Here is an 18,314-nt window from a genome sequence, read left to right as displayed (position 1 = left end):
GGAAAAAAGGTGTAAAACATGGCTATATCCTTGGGGATAACTCTGTGGATTCTGTGTATAACTTGTGGACTCAATGTGGACATTATTCGTCTGTTAAATTTATCCATTTGTCATATAAAGACTCTAAATTTGATTGAAGGATTTCTCTTTCCTTGGTTAACTCTACAATTTTTTCAGGGTTGTTATATAGATCTGAATCGCATAATAATTTATCTAGTTTTTCGATTTTATTTTCTTCCTCGGAAATATTTTTTTCTAATTCTACAATTTCTTTACGTTTAATTCTTTCTTGCTGAAGCATTTCTTTTTCTTTTTTACGTTCCAATTTAAGTTGAGTTTTAGTTTTACTACTTTCATCATCATCTTCATATATGACTTCATTCTTTTTTTCTAAATAATAGTCATAATTACCTAAGTATTCTTTAATACCTTCTTTAGTTAATTCAAGAATTTTATTTGAAACTCTATTTAAAAAGTATCTATCATGAGATATAACGAATAAAGTACCTTCATAATTTAATATGGCTTCTTCTAGAACTTCTTTAGAGTCTATATCTAAATGATTAGTAGGTTCGTCCATTAATAAGAAATTAGCATTAGATAACATTAACTTTAATAAAGAAAGTCTTCCTTTTTCACCACCACTTAAATCGCTTATTTCTTTAAATATATCATCACCAATGAATAAAAACTGGCTCAATATACTTCTTATTTGATAATGATCCATAGTAGGATTCTCATCCCATATTTCATCTACTACGGTTTTATTTAAATTAAGCTTAGTCATTTCTTGATCAAAATAACCTGTAACTACATGATGACCTATGTTTATTTCTCCACTATCTTTAGCTATTTGACCTAAAATTATTTTAAAAAGTGTAGTCTTTCCTATACCATTGGCTCCAATAAGGCCAACCTTTTCTCCTCTATAAACAGTAAAGTTAATATCTTCTAACAACTTGAAATCTTTAAAACTTTTTTCTAAACTTTCTACTCTTAGAACCTCTCTACCACTTTTAATCTTAGGCTCAAAAGTGATTCTCGCTTTTTTTGAATCTATTGGTTTATTAAAAACCTTTATCTTGTCCAACATTTTTTGTCTACTTTGAGCTTGCCTAATATATCTTTGGCCTCCATAGTTCATAAAACGACGGATTATTTCTTCCTGTCTTTTTATTTCTTTTTGTTGATCTTCAAATTTTTTCTTTAATAATTCCAATTCTTTTTTTCTTTGTTCCATGAATTTAGTATAGCTGACATTATATATAGATAACTTTAAGTTATCTATATGAAATATTTTAGATACTACATTATCTAAAAAGTATCTATCATGAGATATGATTAATACTGCTCCTTTATACTCATTTAAAAATCTTTCCAACCAATCAATAGCATTAATATCTAAATGATTTGTAGGTTCGTCAAGTAATAATAGATCTGGTTTTTCAAGAAGAAGTTTAGCTAAAGAAAGTCTGGCTTTTTGACCACCACTTAAAACATTTACAGACTTTTCCAAATCTTCATCTTGAAATCCAAGACCTTTCAATATGCCTTTTATTTCTGATTTATATCCATATCCATTTAAGGCAATAAATTTTTCAGATAAATGTCCATATTCGTCCATTAGTATAGTTAACTTTTCAGTCTCACCTTTAGAACTTTCAAAAGCTATTTCATTTTCTAAGGTTCTTAAATTCTCTTCCATTAATATTAGGTTCTCAAATACTTGCAAACATTCATCAAAAACATTTTTATCGCTTTCCATTCTTGTCTGTTGTTTTAAATATCCTACCTTTAGACCTTTTTGAACATATATTTCTCCACTATCTTGACTTGTTTCTCCTGCTAATATATTAAAAAGAGTAGTTTTTCCTGAACCATTAAGACCAATTAGTCCAATTTTATCTCCATCTTCTACAGTAAAGCTTATATTATCTAATATAGTATCTACCACATAGGATTTAGTTATATTCTTGCATGAAAGGACTATCATTTCTATTTCCTCCTAAATATTATTCTCCTATATTTTATCAGAAAAAATAGTCCTTTAAAAGTAAGGACTATTTTTACCTCTTTAAATCAAGCTCCATTGCCATAGAAGATAAAACTTTATCTACTAAATCTAAATCACATTTTCCTTCTCTAGTATAGTGACCACATTTAATACAAGTTTCAAATTTTTCTTCATAGCTGTCAGCTGATGAAGTTAATTCTGTATTTTCTCTTGGAGTATAAGAATCGCAGTACAAAGCTATTTTTCGTAGCTGTTCTCTACTTGCCAAAAAAATCCCTCCTTAATATAATAACTATATTTATTATTTCAAATTAGTGGTTTAATATTCACGATATGGGGAAAAAATAATAAGAGTGATTTTTTCTAATATGTAAAAAAAATTAAAAATTTCATTATTTTTGACACAAATATTTCAAAGTGTTATAATATAGTGAGCAAAATATATGATTTAGGTGGGGGATTTAAAATATGGATAAAGACAGTAAAGTATCTATAACTGTTATTAGAAGACTACCTAAGTATTATAGGTATTTGGGAGACTTGCTTAAAAAGGGAATAAATCGAATTTCTTCTCAAGAGTTGAGTAAGATGACTGGATTTACAGCTTCTCAAATAAGACAAGATTTAAATAATTTTGGTGGATTTGGACAACAGGGTTATGGATATAACGTAGAGGAGCTACATAACCAATTAGGAAGAATATTAGGATTAGATACAGTATATAATGCAGTAATTGCTGGTGCTGGAAACTTGGGCCAGGCTGTGGCAAATTACAAAGGTTTTGAAGATGCTGGTTTTAAAGTATTATGTCTTTTTGATAAAAATCCTAAATTAATAGGACTAAAAATTAGAGAAATAGAAATCAGAGATGTAGATTCATTGGAGGAGTTTATTAAAGAGAATAATGTAGAAATTGGAATTATAACTACTCCTAAAGAAAATGCTCAAGATATTGCAGATACTTATATTAAAAGCGGTATAAAAGGTATTTGGAACTTTGCTCCAGCAGATTTGAAAGTTCCCGAAGATATAATAGTAGAAAATGTCCATTTAAACGAAAGTTTATTTACACTTTCATATTTCCTAAAAAATAGGTCTGATTACACAACTTAAACCTATAAGGGTATACTTAGTTGTCTGAACTTTTAAAAAAGTCTAACGAATGTTAATATCGTAACAAAAATTAACAGTTATTTGTATATTATTAAACAGAGAAAAATAGAAAAATGCTATAAAAAGCCTATTTCATCATAAAAATTGATGAAATAGGCTTTTTATTCTATATATACCAGTAAAAAACAATAAAAAAATAACTAAATTAGGATAAATAATTAACAATAATTATAGAAATAAAAACCTAAATGAATTATAATGAAAGTATCAGGTATTTAGCCAATATATTAGGGAGGGAAATAAAATATGAATTTCAATTTAACAAAAGAGCAAGAAATGGTAAGAAGTGTAATGAAAGAGTTTACTGAAAAAGAAGTAAAACCTATTGCTGCTGAAATCGATGAAACAGAAAGATTTCCAAGGGAGACAGTAGAAAAGATGGCTAAGTATAACATGTTGGGCATACCTTTCCCAGTAGAATATGGCGGTTCCGGTGCTGATGAAGTGGCTTATGCAATTGCAGTGGAAGAACTATCAAAGGCTTGTGCTACAACAGGTGTTATATGTTCTGCTCATACATCTCTTGGTTGCTGGCCAATATATAAATACGGTAGTGAAGAACAAAAACAAAAGTATCTAGTACCTTTAGCAAAAGGAGAAAAATTAGGGGCTTTTGGATTAACTGAACCAAATGCAGGAACTGATGCAGCTGGTCAACAAACTATAGCAATTTTAGAAGGCGATAATTATATATTAAATGGTAGTAAAATATTTATAACTAACGGTGGACAGGCAGATGTTTATATAATATTTGCAATGACAGATAGAAGTAAAGGAACTAGAGGAATAAGTGCATTTATTGTTGAAAAAGATTTTCCAGGATTTAGTATAGGAAAGATTGAAGAAAAAATGGGTATTAGAGCTTCAGCTACTACAGAACTTATTTTCCAAGAATGTATAGTTCCTAAAGAGAATCTTCTTGGGAAAGAAGGAGAAGGTTTTAAAATTGCCATGTCAACCCTTGATGGTGGTAGAATTGGTATAGCTGCTCAAGCTTTAGGTATAGCAGCAGGAGCTTTAGATGAAACAGTAAAATATGTTAAAGAAAGAGAACAATTTGGAAGACCAATTTCTAAATTCCAAGGAATTCAATGGATTTTAGCAGATTTAGCTACAGAAATAGAAGCTGCTAGATTATTAGTATATAAAGCAGCTTATAATAAGGCAAACAATCTACCTTATAGTAAAGAAGCAGCTATGGCTAAATTATTTGCTGCAGAAACAGCAATGAATGTTACTACTAAATGTGTACAATTACATGGTGGATATGGATATACAAAAGATTATCCTGTTGAAAGAATGATGAGAGATGCTAAGATAACTGAAATATATGAAGGTACATCCCAAGTACAACAAATGGTTATTGCAGCCAATTTATTAAAATAACAGGTAGAGGAGGAAGATTGATGAATATTATAGTATGTCTAAAACAAGTTCCTGATACTAACGAAGTTAGGATTGATCCTGTTAGAGGAACCTTAATTCGTGAAGGAGTACCAAGTATTATTAATCCAGATGATAGAAATGCTTTAGAAGAAGCTTTAAGAATAAAAGATGAAAATAGTGATGTAAAAGTTACAGTGCTTAGTATGGGACCACCTCAAGCTGATGTAGCTTTAAGAGAAGCTCTAGCTATGGGAGCTGATGATGCAATATTGTTAAGTGACAGAGCATTTGCTGGTTCTGACACTTGGGCAACATCTACTGCATTAGCAGCAGGTCTAAAGAAAATTGGTGATTATGATATTATATTCTGTGGTAGACAAGCGATTGATGGAGATACAGCACAAGTTGGACCTCAAATAGCGGAACATTTAGGTTTACCTCAAATAACTTATGTAGAAGAACTAAAAATTGAAAAAGACAAGGTAATAGCTAAGAGATCATTAGAAGATGGACACTTTATTATAGAATCAGAAATGCCTGTTTTACTTACAGCTATAAAAGAATTAAATGAACCAAGATATCCTTCTATAAAAGGTATATATGAAGCTCATAAAGCAGACAGAGTAAAAGTTTGGTCAGCTGCCTATGTAGAAGCAGATAAGAGTAACTTAGGGTTAGATGGTTCACCAACTCAAGTTAATAAGTCCTTTACACCACCTGGAAGATCTGGTTCAGGTGAAATTTTACAAGGTAGTGCTAAGGAAGTAGTAAGAGATTTAATCGTAAGATTAAAAGAAAAACAAGTTATTTAGTATACCTATGAAAAAAAGGAGGAAATAGGCATGGCAGTAAAAGTAATGGAATTAAAATGTATCGGTTGTGGAAAATGTGTTAGAGTATGCCCTTTTGATGCTATAGAAATGAATGACAAAAAGGCAAAAATAACAGAGAAATGTACAGCCTGTGGACAATGTGTTGAAGCGTGTCCAGTTAAGGTTATAGAAAAAGAAGAAGCTAAAAAACGTGGAGTTAATGTTGATGAATATAGAGGCGTTTGGGTATTTGCAGAACAAAGAGAAGGAAACCTATTAAATGTGGCTATTGAATTAGTAGGAGAAGGTAGAAAAATAGCTGATGCTCTAGAAACAGAATTAACTGCAGTATTATTAGGAAATAAAGTAGATGATTTAGCGGAAAAATTAGTAAAATATGGTGCAGATAAGGTACTATATGCAGATAGTGAACTATTAGAAGTATATACTACTGATGGATATACAAAAGTAATCTATGATATGATTGATGAAATAAAACCAGAAATAATGTTAATTGGTGCTACTAATATAGGTAGAGATTTAGGGCCAAGAATTTCTGCAAGAGTACACACTGGACTTACAGCAGATTGTACAAGATTAGATGTAGATTTAGAAAACAGAAGACTTATGCAAACTCGTCCAGCCTTTGGTGGAAACTTAATGGCTACTATTATATGTCCTGATCATAGACCACAAATGTCTACAGTTAGACCAGGAGTTATGGAAAAAGCTAAATATGATGAAAACAGAACTGGAGAAATCATTAAGTTTACTCCAAATTTAAATAGTGAAGATATTAAAGCAAAAGTTATTGAAGTAGTTAAAGGCGGTAAAGCAGAAGTACAGCTTGAAGAAGCTAAAATTATAGTCTCTGGTGGTAGAGGACTTGGAAATACAGAAGGATTTAAACTTATTGAAGACTTAGCTAAAAAGTTGGGTGGAGTAGTTGGTGCAAGCCGTGCTACAGTAGATGCTGGTTGGATTGAGCATGGTCACCAAGTAGGACAAACTGGTAAAACTGTTAGACCTACTTTATATGTAGCTTGTGGTATTTCAGGAGCTATTCAACATTTAGCTGGTATGCAAGATTCTAAAGTAATCGTTGCTATAAACAAAGATCCAAATGCTCCAATTTTTAAAGTTGCAGACTATGGTATAGTAGGAGATGTTTATGAAATATTACCAGAACTTATAGAAGCATTAGATAACGTAGATGATATAATGGATGCTTTTAAGGAATTAGCAAAATAAATTTGAAATTAAGAGGCAGAATTTACTGCCTCTTAATTTTTTAATTAAAATTTTTTGATTTTTTGAGTATATGACTTGGTTTCATAGTCAATATTGTAGACTATTGAGAACCTTCTGAAAAGTTTACAAAAAAATATATGTATGTTATAATGCCATTGTAATTATAATGGATTTTAGATGAAAAGGTTTTCATCTAACCAAATCAGAGGGAGGTCGTATTTAATGGCAAAGGAAAATTTAAATCCACTTGAGAGTGCTCAAAAGCAAGTTAAAATCGCGTGTGACGCATTAGGACTTGACCCATCTGTTTATGAAATATTAAAGGAACCTCAAAGAGTAATAGAAGTATCTATACCGGTTAAAATGGATGATGGATCAGTTAAAGTATTTAAAGGTTACAGATCAGTTCATAATGATGCTATAGGACCTGCAAAAGGTGGAGTTAGATTCCATCCAGGAGTAAATCTAGATGAAGTAAAGGCTTTATCAGTATGGATGACATTCAAATGCTGTGTAACTGGTATTCCATATGGTGGAGGAAAAGGTGGAATTACAGTAGATCCTAGTACTTTATCAAAAGGAGAATTAGAGAGATTATCTAGAGGATACATACAAGGACTTTATAAATATTTAGGAGAAAAAATTGATATTCCAGCTCCAGACGTAAACACTAATGGTCAAATTATGGCTTGGATGGTTGACGAATACAATAAATTAACTGGTCATGCTGCTGTTGGAGTAATAACAGGTAAACCAGTAGAGTGGGGCGGATCAAAGGGAAGGAACGAAGCTACTGGATTTGGAGTTGCAGTAATAGTTAGAGAAGCAGCTGCTAAAGTAGGCATTGATATGAAGAAAGCTAGTGTAGCTGTTCAAGGATTTGGAAACGTAGGTAGTTTTACTGTTAAAAATATTCAAGGTCAAGGTGCTAAGATAGTAGCTGTTGGTGAATGGGCTAAAGATGTAGGTACTTATGCTATATATAATGAAGAAGGATTAGACTATGAAGATATGGCTGCTTATATGAGCGTTCATAGAAACTTAGTAGATTATCCAAAGGCTAAAAGAATTTCACTTGATGAATTCTGGGCATTAAACGTTGACATCATGGTTCCAGCTGCATTAGAAAATGCTGTTACTGTAGAAGTAGCTGAAAAAATCAATGCTAAATTAGTATGTGAAGCTGCTAATGGACCTATTACTCCAGATGCAGATGAAGTACTTGAAAGAAAAGGAATTACAGTTACTCCAGATATCTTAACAAATTCTGGTGGAGTTACAGTTTCTTACTTTGAATGGGTACAAAACCTATACGGATATTATTGGGAAGAAGATGAAGTTGTACAAAAACAAGAAATTGCTATGGTTAATGCATTTAATGATATCTGGAAAATTAAAGAAGAATACAATGTTACTATGAGAAAAGCAACTTACATGCATTCAGTTAAAAAAGTTGCTGATGTAATGAAATTAAGAGGATGGTATTAATATAGAAACTGGCTTTTAGCCAGTTTCTTTTTTCTCGCTTGAATAGAAGCAGAAGTTATAGGATAATTATAATAGTAGATAAAAATTAGAAAAGGGGTATTGTTATGAACTATAATATAACTGAAGAAGAAAATAAAATTATAATAAAAAACATAAAGGATTTTGAACCTAAGCATATATTTGAATGTGGTCAAGCTTTCAGATGGCATGTAGAAGAAGATAAATCCTATACTACAATAGCTTATGGAAAAGTGATTAATGTAAAGAAAGAAGACAATGATATTATACTATCTAATACTAATTTACAGGATTTTAACAATGTTTGGTATCATTATTTTGATTTAGGTAGAGATTATGATGAAATAAAAAAAGAATTGTCTAAAGATCCAATATTAGCTGAAGCAATTGAATTTGGGGATGGTATTAGAATACTCAATCAAGAACCTTTTGAAATGGTAATATCCTTTATAACCTCAGCTAACAACCAAATACCTAGAATAAAAAAATCTATAGAACTAATGTCTAAATATTATGGAGAGAAAATACAAACTGAAGAGTATTTTTCTAATATGGAATATTATAGTTTCCCTACTGCACAAAGTCTATCAAAGGCTAGATCAGATGATTTAAAGGAAATATGTAAAGTAGGATTTAGAGGAGAGCGAATTGTAGAGACAGCAAAGATTATAGCTAATGAAGAACTAGATTTAAATTTAATTTATGATTTAAATAGAGATAAGGGTAAGGAGTTGTTAATGACTTTACCTGGAGTTGGACCAAAGGTTAGTGATTGCATTTTACTGTTTGCATTTAATAAAGATGAGGCTTTTCCAGTTGATGTTTGGGTTAAGAGGGTCATGGAGTACTTTTACTTGAAGGAAGATACTAATGTTAAACTAATAGGTTCTCATGGTGCCAGAATATTTGGTAATCTTGCAGGATTTGCTCAGCAGTACCTATTTTATTATGCTAGAGAATTAGGTATAGGGAAATAGGGTTGTAAATAATATGTATTAGGCTATCTTGAGTTTATCTAATGAAACCGAAAGTTACTGATTTTAGTAGTAAATTTCGGTTTTTTTATTGACACGTTGGTTTAATCCTTGTGTTAATTATTGCCTTTGTAGCAATTTGTATTGGACTTATCAGTAATCCTAAGAGTGAATTCCATAACAATATTGTTATTCCAAATGCAGAAGATATTTTGTCAGTTCAGATGACAGAGTGGGAAAGTAAACAAGTAACATCCAAAAGTTCAGCCATTAGAATTACTGACTATAATCATATTTTAACTCTGAAAAATTTAGTTTCAAGCGAAAAAAAGATAGATAGAAAGAGTATTCAAGATGTTCCTTTAGTAGATAACTATATTAAAATTGAATTAAACAAACAGAAAGAAGTCACTACTCTTCTCCTTTAAGAGGAAAAAGGAAAATATTATATTGAACAGTCTTATCAGGGTATATACGAGATTGATTATAATAACATAATCATTGTATTGTATGATAATTGCTGCATATAAAATAAACAATCCCCTAATACTAACAAGGTATTAGAGGGGCATTTTGCAGCTTTAAATTTATTTGTTTTGACAAAAACTTCTCTAAGATGGATACTCTTATTGAGCAGATTTTTTAATTTATATAGTCTAAAAGTTTATCTCTATCAATAATTATAATTCTATGACCCTTTAAAAAAATAATTCCTTTACTTTCTAGTTCTTTTAAAAAACGATTTACAGTTTCTCTAGAAGCTCCTACCATGTTAGAAAGGTCTGTTTGATTCATAGGTGCATCGATTAAAATATAGTCATTCACTTCTTTGCCATAATCCCTTGATAATTTCCATAGCCTAGAAGCTATTCTTTGGCTTGTATTATAGATTCCTAGATTTAGAATTTGTCGCTGACTTCTACGAGTTAGATGTGCCAATGAGGTAAGTACAAGAAAGTTAAGATTAAAATCTTCTTGCATTAGTTTTAGTAAAATATCTTTATCTATACTAATTAGACATGTATCACTAATAGTTTTTGCACTGGTTGTAGTGACTTTTCCATCAATACTACATTGGTTCACAAAATCTCCATCTGAAAGATAGTATAAATATTTTTCTTTTCCCTCTGGAGATATTTTCGATAATACTATGTACCCCGAAAGAATAAGATAGATTAATGGATTTAACTCTGATTCTAGATAAAGAACAGTTCCTTTAGTATTTTCCATATATGTGGAGTATTTTAAAAATTTTTCTTTTGTTTTTTGTGAAATATCTTTCCAAGATTCAAATTTATTTAATTGTTTAAGAATCATCATCTATTTCACTCCCCACTTTTGTTTTAAATTTTTGATAATATTGTATCATAATTGTGATACATTTCACAGTCTATTTGCTTTATATGAGTTATAATAAATCAGAATTGTCACTACAATTAACGAGGAGGATATTATATGAGTTATGAAATAACAAATATTAAATTTAATTCATATCTTGAAAAATGGTCCAGAGATTATGAGATTTATGGACCTGTTAAGATATCAGCAGGGGGAAGGTTTTCTGATACAGATAATATACGTTATGAGAAAATTAAAAAAGTAGAGGATATTGAATACAAAGAAAAATCCATTTTTTCTGCAAAGGAAGTATTATTTCCAGTTACAGAAACACTTTTTAATATTCAAGAAGAACAACTTAATGAACCAGTATATGATAAAAAGAAATATTTAGTTTTTCTTCGTGCATGTGATATTCATGCAATAGATCGGATAGATTATATTTTTTTAAAAAATGGCATCTATACTGACCCATATTATAAGAGAAGAAGAGAAGCAATTAAATATATTTTAATTGGTTGTAAGGAAAGTTTTGAAAATTGTTTTTGTGCATCAATGGGGACGAATAAAACTGACAATTATTCTATGGGAATTAAATTTTTTGACGATAAAGTCCATATTGAAGCTAAAGATCCAATATTCCAAGAGGAATTTAAGGAAGAAATTGAAATTGAATTTACCCCAGATTATGTTTTAGAGAATTATTATAATGTTACGATCCCTAGTGTGGAAAAACTGGATTTTTCTCTATTTAATGATGAAATGTGGAAAGATTATGCAATGAGATGTATATCTTGTGGTCGCTGTAATTTTTCTTGTCCTACATGTAGTTGTTTTACTACAAGTGATATTTACTATAAAGAAAATCCAAATAATGGTGAAAGACGTCGTGTATGGGCAGGATGTCAGGTAGACAAATTTACGGATATGGCGGGAGGACATTCTTTTAGGACGGATTATGGTTCAAGGATGCGTTTTAAAACAATGCATAAGGTTTATGATTTTAAGAAACGATTTGGAGAAATCATGTGTGTAGGATGTGGTCGTTGTGATGATAGATGCCCAGAATATATATCTTTTGCACGATGTATTAATTTGGTTTCTGAAAAAGTTAATGAAGATCATGAGGAGGTAAAGTAGATGAATCCATATATGACGTATCCTGCAAAAATTAAAAAGATTACTAAACATACAGATATTGACTATACATTTTTTATTGAAAAAATTATGGATGTTAAAGGAGGACAGTTTATACAGGTATCAGTTCCAAAGTTTGGAGAGGTGCCTATTTCTATTAGTGATTATAACGATGAATTAATAGAGCTAACTATTAGAAAAGTTGGGCGCGTGACAGATGCTATTTTTAATAAAAATGTAGGAGATAATTTACATATTCGCGGACCTTACGGTAATAATTTCGATCCAGAAATTTATTTTGGGAAAGATTTAATTATGGTCACAGGTGGAACAGGACTTGCTCCTGTAAAAAGTATTATTAATTATTTTCATAAACATTTAGATAAGTTAAATAGTTTTAAATTAATTAGTGGATTTAAGTCTTCTAAAGATATTCTCTTTAAAGAATCATTTGAAAAATGGGAAAAAAATATGGATGTTTGCTTAACTATTGATACACCTGAAGAAGGCTGGACAGGCAATACTGGCTTTGTAACAGAACATGTATCCAAGCTTGATCTTTCTAATATTGATAATGTTGGTGTAATTATGGTGGGACCGCCTCCAATGATGAAGTTTACTGGAATGGAATTATCTAAACTAGGAATTAAAGATGAACAAATCTGGGTTTCTTTTGAACGAAAAATGTCCTGTGGCATTGGAAAATGTGGACATTGTAAAATTGATGAGACTTATATTTGCTTAGAAGGTCCAGTATTTAGATATGATAAAACTGTTAAATTAATAGATTAAGGGGGAAGACGGATGTTAGATTTAAACACTAAAAAAATTAAAAAGAATGCATTTCGAATTACAAAACAGCGAGATAAAACTTCTATACGTGTACGAATTCCTGGTGGGCAACTACCTGCTGAAATTATACCTACTTTATACGAAATTGCTACAAAATATGGAGATGGTAAACTTCATATTACATCAAGACAAGGCTTTGAAATCACAGGAATTAACTTTGAAAATATGAAAAAAATTAATGAATTAATTAGCCCAGTAATTGAAAAATTAGAGTTGCCTTACGGAGTTCAGATTGATAATCCAAAAGAAGGATATCCTGCTTCTGGAACAAGAAATATATCTGCTTGTATTGGAAATCGAGTTTGTCCCTATGCAAACTATAATACTACAGAATTAGCTCGAAGAATAGAAGCAGCAGTTTTTCCCCATGATCATCATTTTAAAATAGCAACTACTGGTTGTCCAAACGATTGTATAAAAGCTCATATGCAGGATTTTGGAATCATAGGAATGGCAAATGTTAAATATGACCCTTATTATTGTGTAGGTTGTGAAGCGTGCGTGAAAAATTGTAAAAAGCGTGTTGTTGGTGCTTTAGAAATGGTAGAAGGAAAAGTTGTAAGAAATGAAGCAATTTGTATAGAGTGTGGAGAATGTGTTTTGACCTGTCCTATGCAGGCTTGGTCTAGGAAAGAAGAGAAGCTTTATAAGTTAGTAATTATGGGACGAACTGGAAAAAAGGGTCCACGTTTGGCACAGACTTTTATTCAAGGAGCTGATGAAGCATCTATTATTAAAATTATTCAAAATACCTATGGTTATGTAGATGAATATATTGATCGTACTCTGCCTAAAGAGCATGTTGGTTATATTGTAGATCGTACAGGATATCAGGAGTTCAAAAAATGGGCATTGAAAGATGTTAAATTGCCAAAAGAAGCAAAGGTAGCTGAATATATTTACTGGTGATAATAAAGAACTTAAGAGAATGCAATAAAATAAGAGAGGGATGGCTATGAAAAAAGTACAATCAACCTGTAACTATTGTGCATTGGACTGCAACCTTGATTTTTATGTAGAAGATAATAGAATTGTAAAAGTTGTTCCTACTAAAAGGTATCCAGTTAATGACGGATTTTCTTGCATCAAAGGATTGTCTTTGGATAAGCAGCAAACTACAGTGGATCGTTCACCTTTACCAAAAATTAGACAATCTGATGGAAGTTTTAAGTATGTTTCATGGGAAGAAGGATTTAATTATGTAGCAAATAAACTATTGGAATTACAAGATAAATATGGAAGAGAAAGTATTGCTGGAATAAGTACTGGACAACTTACTATGGAGGAGTTTGCCCTATTCGGACATGTTATGAGAAACTTTCTCAAAACTAATGTAGATGGAAATACAAGACTTTGTATGGCAACAGCTGTTGTTGCTCATAAGCAAAGTTTTGGTTTTGATGCACCGGGATTTACTTTAAAAGATATTGATGTATCGGATACAATTATTTTGATTGGGGCAAACCCAGTAGTTGCCCATCCGATTTTGTGGGAGCGTATTTTAAAAAATCCGGATAAGAAAGTAATTGTAATTGATCCTAGAAGATCTGAAACAGCTCAAAACGCTGATTATTGGTATGGACTAAAAGGAAAAACAGATTTGACTTTATTATATACAATTGCCAACTTATTAATTGAAAAAGATTATATTAATAGAGAATATATAGATAAAAATACGGAGGGATTTGAGGAATTTAAATCCTTCGTAAAATCTTATACTTTAGATAAGGCTGTAGAGATTACAGAATTAAAAAGAGAACAAATCTTAGAACTTGTAGAACTTATACATGGGGGTAAACGTGTATCTTTCTGGTGGACAATGGGAGTTAATCAAGGATATGAAGCAGTACGTACTGCTCAAGCTATTATCAATCTAGCTTTAATGACTGGTAATATTGGAAGAGAAGGCACTGGAGCTAATTCTATTACAGGACAATGTAATGCAATGGGCTCTAGAGCTTATAGTAATACGGCATGTTTCTTCGGTGGTGGTGATTTTAATGATCCTAATAGAAGAAAACGTATTGCAAAAGTATTAGGAGTACAAGATTCTGATTTAGCAGAAAAACCAACAGCAACTTATGATCAAATAATTGAAGGTATTAATGAAGGTAGGATTAAAGGATTATGGATTCTTTGTACCAATCCACGCCATAGCTGGACAAATAATGAGACTTTTGCAAAGGCAATTGAGAAACTTGAATTATTTGTGGTTCAAGATATTTATGATGATACAGATAGTGCAAAGAAGTGCACTGTGTTTTTTCCAGCAGTTTCTGGTATTAAAAAAGAAGGAACTTATATTAATCTTGAAAGAAGGATTTCTGCCATGAGACCTTGCTTGGAAAAATCTAAAAATGAAAAAAATGATTATGAAATTATCTATGGAGTAGGTAAGGCATTAGGAATGGATTCTCTCCTAGATAAATGGAAAACACCAAGAGACTGCTTTGAACTAATGAAAGAATGTTCTAGAGGAATGCCTTGTGATATGACAGGTGTAACTTGGGAAGGACTAGAAGGTTCTAATGGTATTCAATGGCCTTTTAGAGAAGGGGAAGAACTAAAAGAAGATCAAAGACGACTTTATGAAGACGGTAAGTTTTATACTCCATCGCAAAAAGCAAAGTTTGTATTTGAGGAAGTGAGGGAAAATCCGCTTCCTACTACAGATAAGTTTCCATATGTGTTGAATACAGGAAGAGGTACGGTAGGACAATGGCATACTCAAACTCGTACTAGAGAAGTTCAATTCATTGAAGATGTTAGTATTAGGAAAGCATATATTTATATGAATACTAGATTGGCTGTAGAGAATAAAATTAGAGAAAATAATTCTATACGTGTTTATTCTATTAATGGAGAAAATGCTGATTTTCTCGTAAAGATAACAGATAATCTAAGGTATGAACAGCTTTATGCACCAATACATTATATTGAATGTAATAAACTGACGCCTTCTCTTTATGACTCTTATTCAAAAGAGCCATCTTATAAGGCTACACCAGTTTATTTTGAAAAACTCTAAGGAGGAATAGCTATGAAAAGAATAAAGATAGATAGAAATAAATGTATTGGATGCTTAACCTGTGTTACTGCTTGTGTAGTATCTCATGAAAGTAATGATGCAAGAAATCGTGTGGTAATTGATAGTGAAACAAAAGCTTCTCCTATTTTCTGTCGCCATTGTGATTTACCTGAATGTGCTTATACTTGTATGACTGGTGCAATGCACAAGAATTCAGAAACTGGATTTATAGAATATGATGAAGCACAATGTGCTAGCTGTTATATGTGCATTATGGCATGTCCTTATGGTGTTCTTAAAAGTGATAGGATTGATCATAAACTAATTATGAAATGCAATATGTGTGTTCATCGTACTGAAAATAGTTCTCCTAAACCAATGTGCATTGAAAAATGTCCAATGTATGCAATTACCCTAGAGGAGGTATAGTTATGAAGTATGTAATTTTAGGTTCATCTGCTGCAGGTGTCAATGGAGCAAAAGAGATTAGGAAACTGGATCCTAAAGGAGAAATTGTTATGATATCTAAAGACGAAGCTATATATTCTAGATGTATATTACATCATTATATGGCTGGCCATCGTACTATGAATAGACTTAGTTTTGTAGAAAAAGATTTTGTTAATCGCTATAACATTCAATGGTTTGGAGGTAAAGAGGCAATTGGGTTAAATGCAGAAAAGAAAGAGGTATATTTATCTAATGAACAAACTATTAGCTATGATAAACTTCTTATTGCAACAGGGTCTAATTCCTTTTTTCCACCTATTGAAAATATGGACAAGGCTAAAAATGTCTTAGGATTTCGTAATATAGATGATTGTTTGAAAATCATGGAACAAATAGATAAAGTACATAATATTGCTGTAATTGGTGGAGGATTAGTAGGAGTCGATGCTATTACAGGATTAATAGATTCGAAAAAAAATCTATATTTAGTAGAGATGCAGAATAGATTACTATCCATTCAATTAGATAAAAGAGCTGCTAAGACATATGAAGATGCTTTTCGTAAAAGAGGAGTAAAGTTTTATTTCAATCTTGGTGCAAAAAAAATTAATCTTGATAAAGAAAATAAGATTAAAAGCCTTACATTAAATAATGGGGAAGAAATCCCTTGTGAATTACTTATTGTAACTGCTGGAGTTCGTGCTAATATTGGATTCCTAAATGGTTCCACAATTAAAGTAGATAAAAAGGGCCTTATTATTGATAGAAGTGGAAGAACCAATGACCCCGATGTCTATGGTGCAGGGGATGTTACTGGATGGGGACCTATTTGGCCTGTAGCTGTAAAGGAAGGTATTATTGCTGGCAGCAATATGGTTGGAGTGCATAAAGAGATGACAGATTTCTTTACCAGCAAGTCTACTATGAATTTTTTCGGTATTCCAACTATGTCTTTAGGAATTAATGAGCCGACGGATGATAGCTATTTAGTAGAGATAGAAGAAGACAAAAAAGGGAACTATAAAAAAATTATTCATAAAGATGGAAAAATTCATGGGACCATTCTTCAAGGAGATCTTTCTTATGCAGGAGTATTAACACAATTAATTAAAGAGAATATCGATATTTCTAAAGTAAAGAAACCAATTTTTAAAATCGATTACTCTGATTTTTTCCATACTACAGATAATCTTGAATTTAGTTATGAATAGGGGGATAATTATGGATAAATCATTTTTGGAAAGATTAGAAAATATGCCGGTGCCTGTTTTGCCTACTATGGTTGGAACCTTAACTCTATCCAATGTATATCAAGGTTTAGGTTTTTCTTGGATAAGACATGTTTTTATGTGCCTTGGAACTTGTATCTGGATTTTTTATCTTATAAAAATTTTGAAATATCCTAAGACGTTTAAAAAGGAATATACTACTACAGTCTCAAGTAGTCTATATCCGGGTTTTACAATGATTATGATGATACTAGGTAGTTATTATATTGAATTTAATCAAGTCTTTGGGAAAAGTCTTTGGATTATAGGATTGAGTCTTCATGCAATTCACATTCTTGTATTTACCTATAGAAATTTATTGAGTAATTTTAACATTAATACTTTTCTGCCTAGTTGGTTTGTTACCTATAATGGTATTATGGTTTCTGCTGTAGTTGGTAAAGCAATGAATGAGTCATTTATTTGCAAGATAATCACTTATTATGGCATTACTGTTTATTTATTACTTATTCCTTTTATGATTTATAGATTGATAAAAGTGGAAATTAAAGCACCAGTTTATCATACTATGGCAATTTTATTAGCACCATGTAGTTTATGTTTAGTAAGCTATTTAAATAATATAGATAATCCAAGCCTATATTTAGTATTTGGTCTTTATTTTGCAGTTATCTCTTCATTAGCTTTTGTAATTTGTAAATTGCCTAAGTTTTTCTCTTTTGACTTTACACCAGGATATGCAGGAATGACTTTCCCTATGGCAATAGGAATTGTTGCTTCCATTCAAGTTTATAAATTTGTAGGAGGACTTGGGTATGAGAAATTATCTATTGCTATTAAGCAATTATCCGGATTTCAAATCTATATTACTACTACTATTATAGGTTATGTATTAATTCAGTTTTTAATAATGTTTTTAAAAAGTAGAGAACAAATAAATAAAAAAATGGAATCCATTTAAGGATTCCATTTTTTGTGATAGAGGGGCGGTTCTCTTGTCGCAAAAAATAGTATTACAGTTTTCATGTGAATTAAAGGTATAGGAAAATAAGAGAATTGATAATTAAAGTAAAAAAATTAATTAATGGAGAGCAAATATTGTAAAGAATATGTAACTATTTTCAGTTAGAATAATGATATATTAAAATTAAATAAAAAGTAGAT

Annotated in this window: 17 protein-coding genes; 14 read left to right on the top strand and 3 right to left on the bottom strand. The window is 31.0% G+C overall.

Annotated elements, in window-relative coordinates; all coding sequences use genetic code 11:
* Positions 1-82 precede the first annotated feature (82 nt).
* On the bottom strand, positions 83-1,993 hold the full coding sequence (locus KQI42_RS01125) for an ABC transporter ATP-binding protein (RefSeq protein WP_216515919.1): 1,911 nt from the start codon (positions 1,991-1,993) through the stop codon (positions 83-85).
* A 73-nt stretch (positions 1,994-2,066) separates the two neighbouring features.
* Entirely contained in the window at positions 2,067-2,282 is a 216-nt protein-coding gene (locus KQI42_RS01120; RefSeq protein WP_246565992.1) for a hypothetical protein, read from the bottom strand.
* A gap of 200 nt (positions 2,283-2,482) precedes the next feature.
* Here KQI42_RS01120 and KQI42_RS01115 point away from each other — a divergent pair, with 200 nt between their 5' ends.
* The 7 genes from KQI42_RS01115 to KQI42_RS20795 all read left to right on the top strand — a co-directional run bounded on the left by KQI42_RS01115 (position 2,483) and on the right by KQI42_RS20795 (position 9,544).
* A complete protein-coding gene (locus tag KQI42_RS01115; protein WP_216515918.1) occupies positions 2,483-3,127 on the top strand; it encodes a redox-sensing transcriptional repressor Rex in 645 nt (214 codons plus the stop codon).
* A 306-nt stretch (positions 3,128-3,433) separates the two neighbouring features.
* Positions 3,434-4,573: an acyl-CoA dehydrogenase gene (locus KQI42_RS01110; protein ID WP_216515916.1), complete on the top strand. Its 1,140-nt coding sequence runs from the start codon at positions 3,434-3,436 to the stop codon at positions 4,571-4,573.
* A gap of 20 nt (positions 4,574-4,593) precedes the next feature.
* Positions 4,594-5,385: an electron transfer flavoprotein subunit beta/FixA family protein gene (locus tag KQI42_RS01105; RefSeq protein WP_216515914.1), complete on the top strand. Its 792-nt coding sequence runs from the start codon at positions 4,594-4,596 to the stop codon at positions 5,383-5,385.
* Positions 5,386-5,415: 30 nt separating this feature from the next.
* Positions 5,416-6,636 carry an electron transfer flavoprotein subunit alpha gene (locus KQI42_RS01100; RefSeq protein WP_246565991.1) on the top strand — a complete coding sequence of 407 codons (1,221 nt, stop codon included), beginning with the start codon at positions 5,416-5,418 and terminating at the stop codon, positions 6,634-6,636.
* A gap of 222 nt (positions 6,637-6,858) precedes the next feature.
* Positions 6,859-8,124 (top strand): Glu/Leu/Phe/Val family dehydrogenase, encoded by a 1,266-nt coding sequence (locus tag KQI42_RS01095; RefSeq protein WP_216515911.1) that lies wholly within the window; start codon positions 6,859-6,861, stop codon positions 8,122-8,124.
* Positions 8,125-8,228: 104 nt separating this feature from the next.
* Entirely contained in the window at positions 8,229-9,119 is an 891-nt protein-coding gene (locus KQI42_RS01090; RefSeq protein WP_216515909.1) for a DNA-3-methyladenine glycosylase family protein, read from the top strand.
* Positions 9,120-9,229: 110 nt separating this feature from the next.
* Positions 9,230-9,544: a DUF5301 domain-containing protein gene (locus KQI42_RS20795; protein WP_216515907.1), complete on the top strand. Its 315-nt coding sequence runs from the start codon at positions 9,230-9,232 to the stop codon at positions 9,542-9,544.
* A gap of 214 nt (positions 9,545-9,758) precedes the next feature.
* On the opposite strand, the gene KQI42_RS01080 is transcribed toward KQI42_RS20795, so the two are convergent.
* Positions 9,759-10,436, bottom strand: coding sequence for a Crp/Fnr family transcriptional regulator (locus tag KQI42_RS01080; protein ID WP_216515905.1), 678 nt, complete (start codon positions 10,434-10,436; stop codon positions 9,759-9,761).
* Between the two features lie 135 nt (positions 10,437-10,571).
* Between KQI42_RS01080 and asrA the strand changes: the two genes are divergently transcribed.
* Genes asrA through KQI42_RS01045 form a run of 7 tightly spaced genes read left to right on the top strand, consistent with a single transcriptional unit; the run spans position 10,572 to position 18,111 of the window.
* On the top strand, positions 10,572-11,594 hold the full coding sequence (gene asrA / locus KQI42_RS01075; RefSeq protein ID WP_216515903.1) for an anaerobic sulfite reductase subunit AsrA: 1,023 nt from the start codon (positions 10,572-10,574) through the stop codon (positions 11,592-11,594).
* Positions 11,595-12,383, top strand: coding sequence for an anaerobic sulfite reductase subunit AsrB (asrB, locus tag KQI42_RS01070; RefSeq protein ID WP_216515901.1), 789 nt, complete (start codon positions 11,595-11,597; stop codon positions 12,381-12,383).
* A 12-nt stretch (positions 12,384-12,395) separates the two neighbouring features.
* A complete protein-coding gene (gene asrC, locus KQI42_RS01065; RefSeq protein ID WP_216515899.1) occupies positions 12,396-13,352 on the top strand; it encodes a sulfite reductase subunit C in 957 nt (318 codons plus the stop codon).
* 46 nt (positions 13,353-13,398) lie between these two features.
* Positions 13,399-15,471, top strand: coding sequence for a molybdopterin oxidoreductase family protein (locus KQI42_RS01060; protein WP_216515897.1), 2,073 nt, complete (start codon positions 13,399-13,401; stop codon positions 15,469-15,471).
* A 12-nt stretch (positions 15,472-15,483) separates the two neighbouring features.
* Positions 15,484-15,900 carry a 4Fe-4S dicluster domain-containing protein gene (locus KQI42_RS01055; RefSeq protein WP_216516378.1) on the top strand — a complete coding sequence of 139 codons (417 nt, stop codon included), beginning with the start codon at positions 15,484-15,486 and terminating at the stop codon, positions 15,898-15,900.
* Between the two features lie 2 nt (positions 15,901-15,902).
* A complete protein-coding gene (locus KQI42_RS01050; RefSeq protein ID WP_216515894.1) occupies positions 15,903-17,132 on the top strand; it encodes an NAD(P)/FAD-dependent oxidoreductase in 1,230 nt (409 codons plus the stop codon).
* A 10-nt stretch (positions 17,133-17,142) separates the two neighbouring features.
* Complete coding sequence (locus tag KQI42_RS01045) at positions 17,143-18,111, top strand: TDT family transporter (RefSeq protein ID WP_216515892.1); 969 nt, start codon at positions 17,143-17,145, stop codon at positions 18,109-18,111.
* The last annotated feature ends 203 nt before the right edge of the window (positions 18,112-18,314 follow it).

Source organism: Tissierella simiarum (assembly GCF_018917865.1).
In the GTDB taxonomy this organism is placed as follows: Bacteria; Bacillota; Clostridia; order Tissierellales; family Tissierellaceae; genus Tissierella_C; species Tissierella_C simiarum.
This window is presented reverse-complemented; position numbering and strand designations above follow the sequence as displayed.

Coding starts and splice junctions, on each gene's coding strand:
- KQI42_RS01125 (WP_216515919.1), bottom strand. CDS start 1,993: ATGATAGTCCTTTCATGCAAGAATATAACTAAATCCTATGTGGTAGAT.
- KQI42_RS01115 (WP_216515918.1), top strand. CDS start 2,483: ATGGATAAAGACAGTAAAGTATCTATAACTGTTATTAGAAGACTACCT.
- KQI42_RS01110 (WP_216515916.1), top strand. CDS start 3,434: ATGAATTTCAATTTAACAAAAGAGCAAGAAATGGTAAGAAGTGTAATG.
- KQI42_RS01105 (WP_216515914.1), top strand. CDS start 4,594: ATGAATATTATAGTATGTCTAAAACAAGTTCCTGATACTAACGAAGTT.
- KQI42_RS01100 (WP_246565991.1), top strand. CDS start 5,416: ATGGCAGTAAAAGTAATGGAATTAAAATGTATCGGTTGTGGAAAATGT.
- KQI42_RS01095 (WP_216515911.1), top strand. CDS start 6,859: ATGGCAAAGGAAAATTTAAATCCACTTGAGAGTGCTCAAAAGCAAGTT.
- KQI42_RS01090 (WP_216515909.1), top strand. CDS start 8,229: ATGAACTATAATATAACTGAAGAAGAAAATAAAATTATAATAAAAAAC.
- KQI42_RS01080 (WP_216515905.1), bottom strand. CDS start 10,436: ATGATGATTCTTAAACAATTAAATAAATTTGAATCTTGGAAAGATATT.
- asrA (WP_216515903.1), top strand. CDS start 10,572: ATGAGTTATGAAATAACAAATATTAAATTTAATTCATATCTTGAAAAA.
- asrB (WP_216515901.1), top strand. CDS start 11,595: ATGAATCCATATATGACGTATCCTGCAAAAATTAAAAAGATTACTAAA.
- asrC (WP_216515899.1), top strand. CDS start 12,396: ATGTTAGATTTAAACACTAAAAAAATTAAAAAGAATGCATTTCGAATT.
- KQI42_RS01060 (WP_216515897.1), top strand. CDS start 13,399: ATGAAAAAAGTACAATCAACCTGTAACTATTGTGCATTGGACTGCAAC.
- KQI42_RS01055 (WP_216516378.1), top strand. CDS start 15,484: ATGAAAAGAATAAAGATAGATAGAAATAAATGTATTGGATGCTTAACC.
- KQI42_RS01050 (WP_216515894.1), top strand. CDS start 15,903: ATGAAGTATGTAATTTTAGGTTCATCTGCTGCAGGTGTCAATGGAGCA.
- KQI42_RS01045 (WP_216515892.1), top strand. CDS start 17,143: ATGGATAAATCATTTTTGGAAAGATTAGAAAATATGCCGGTGCCTGTT.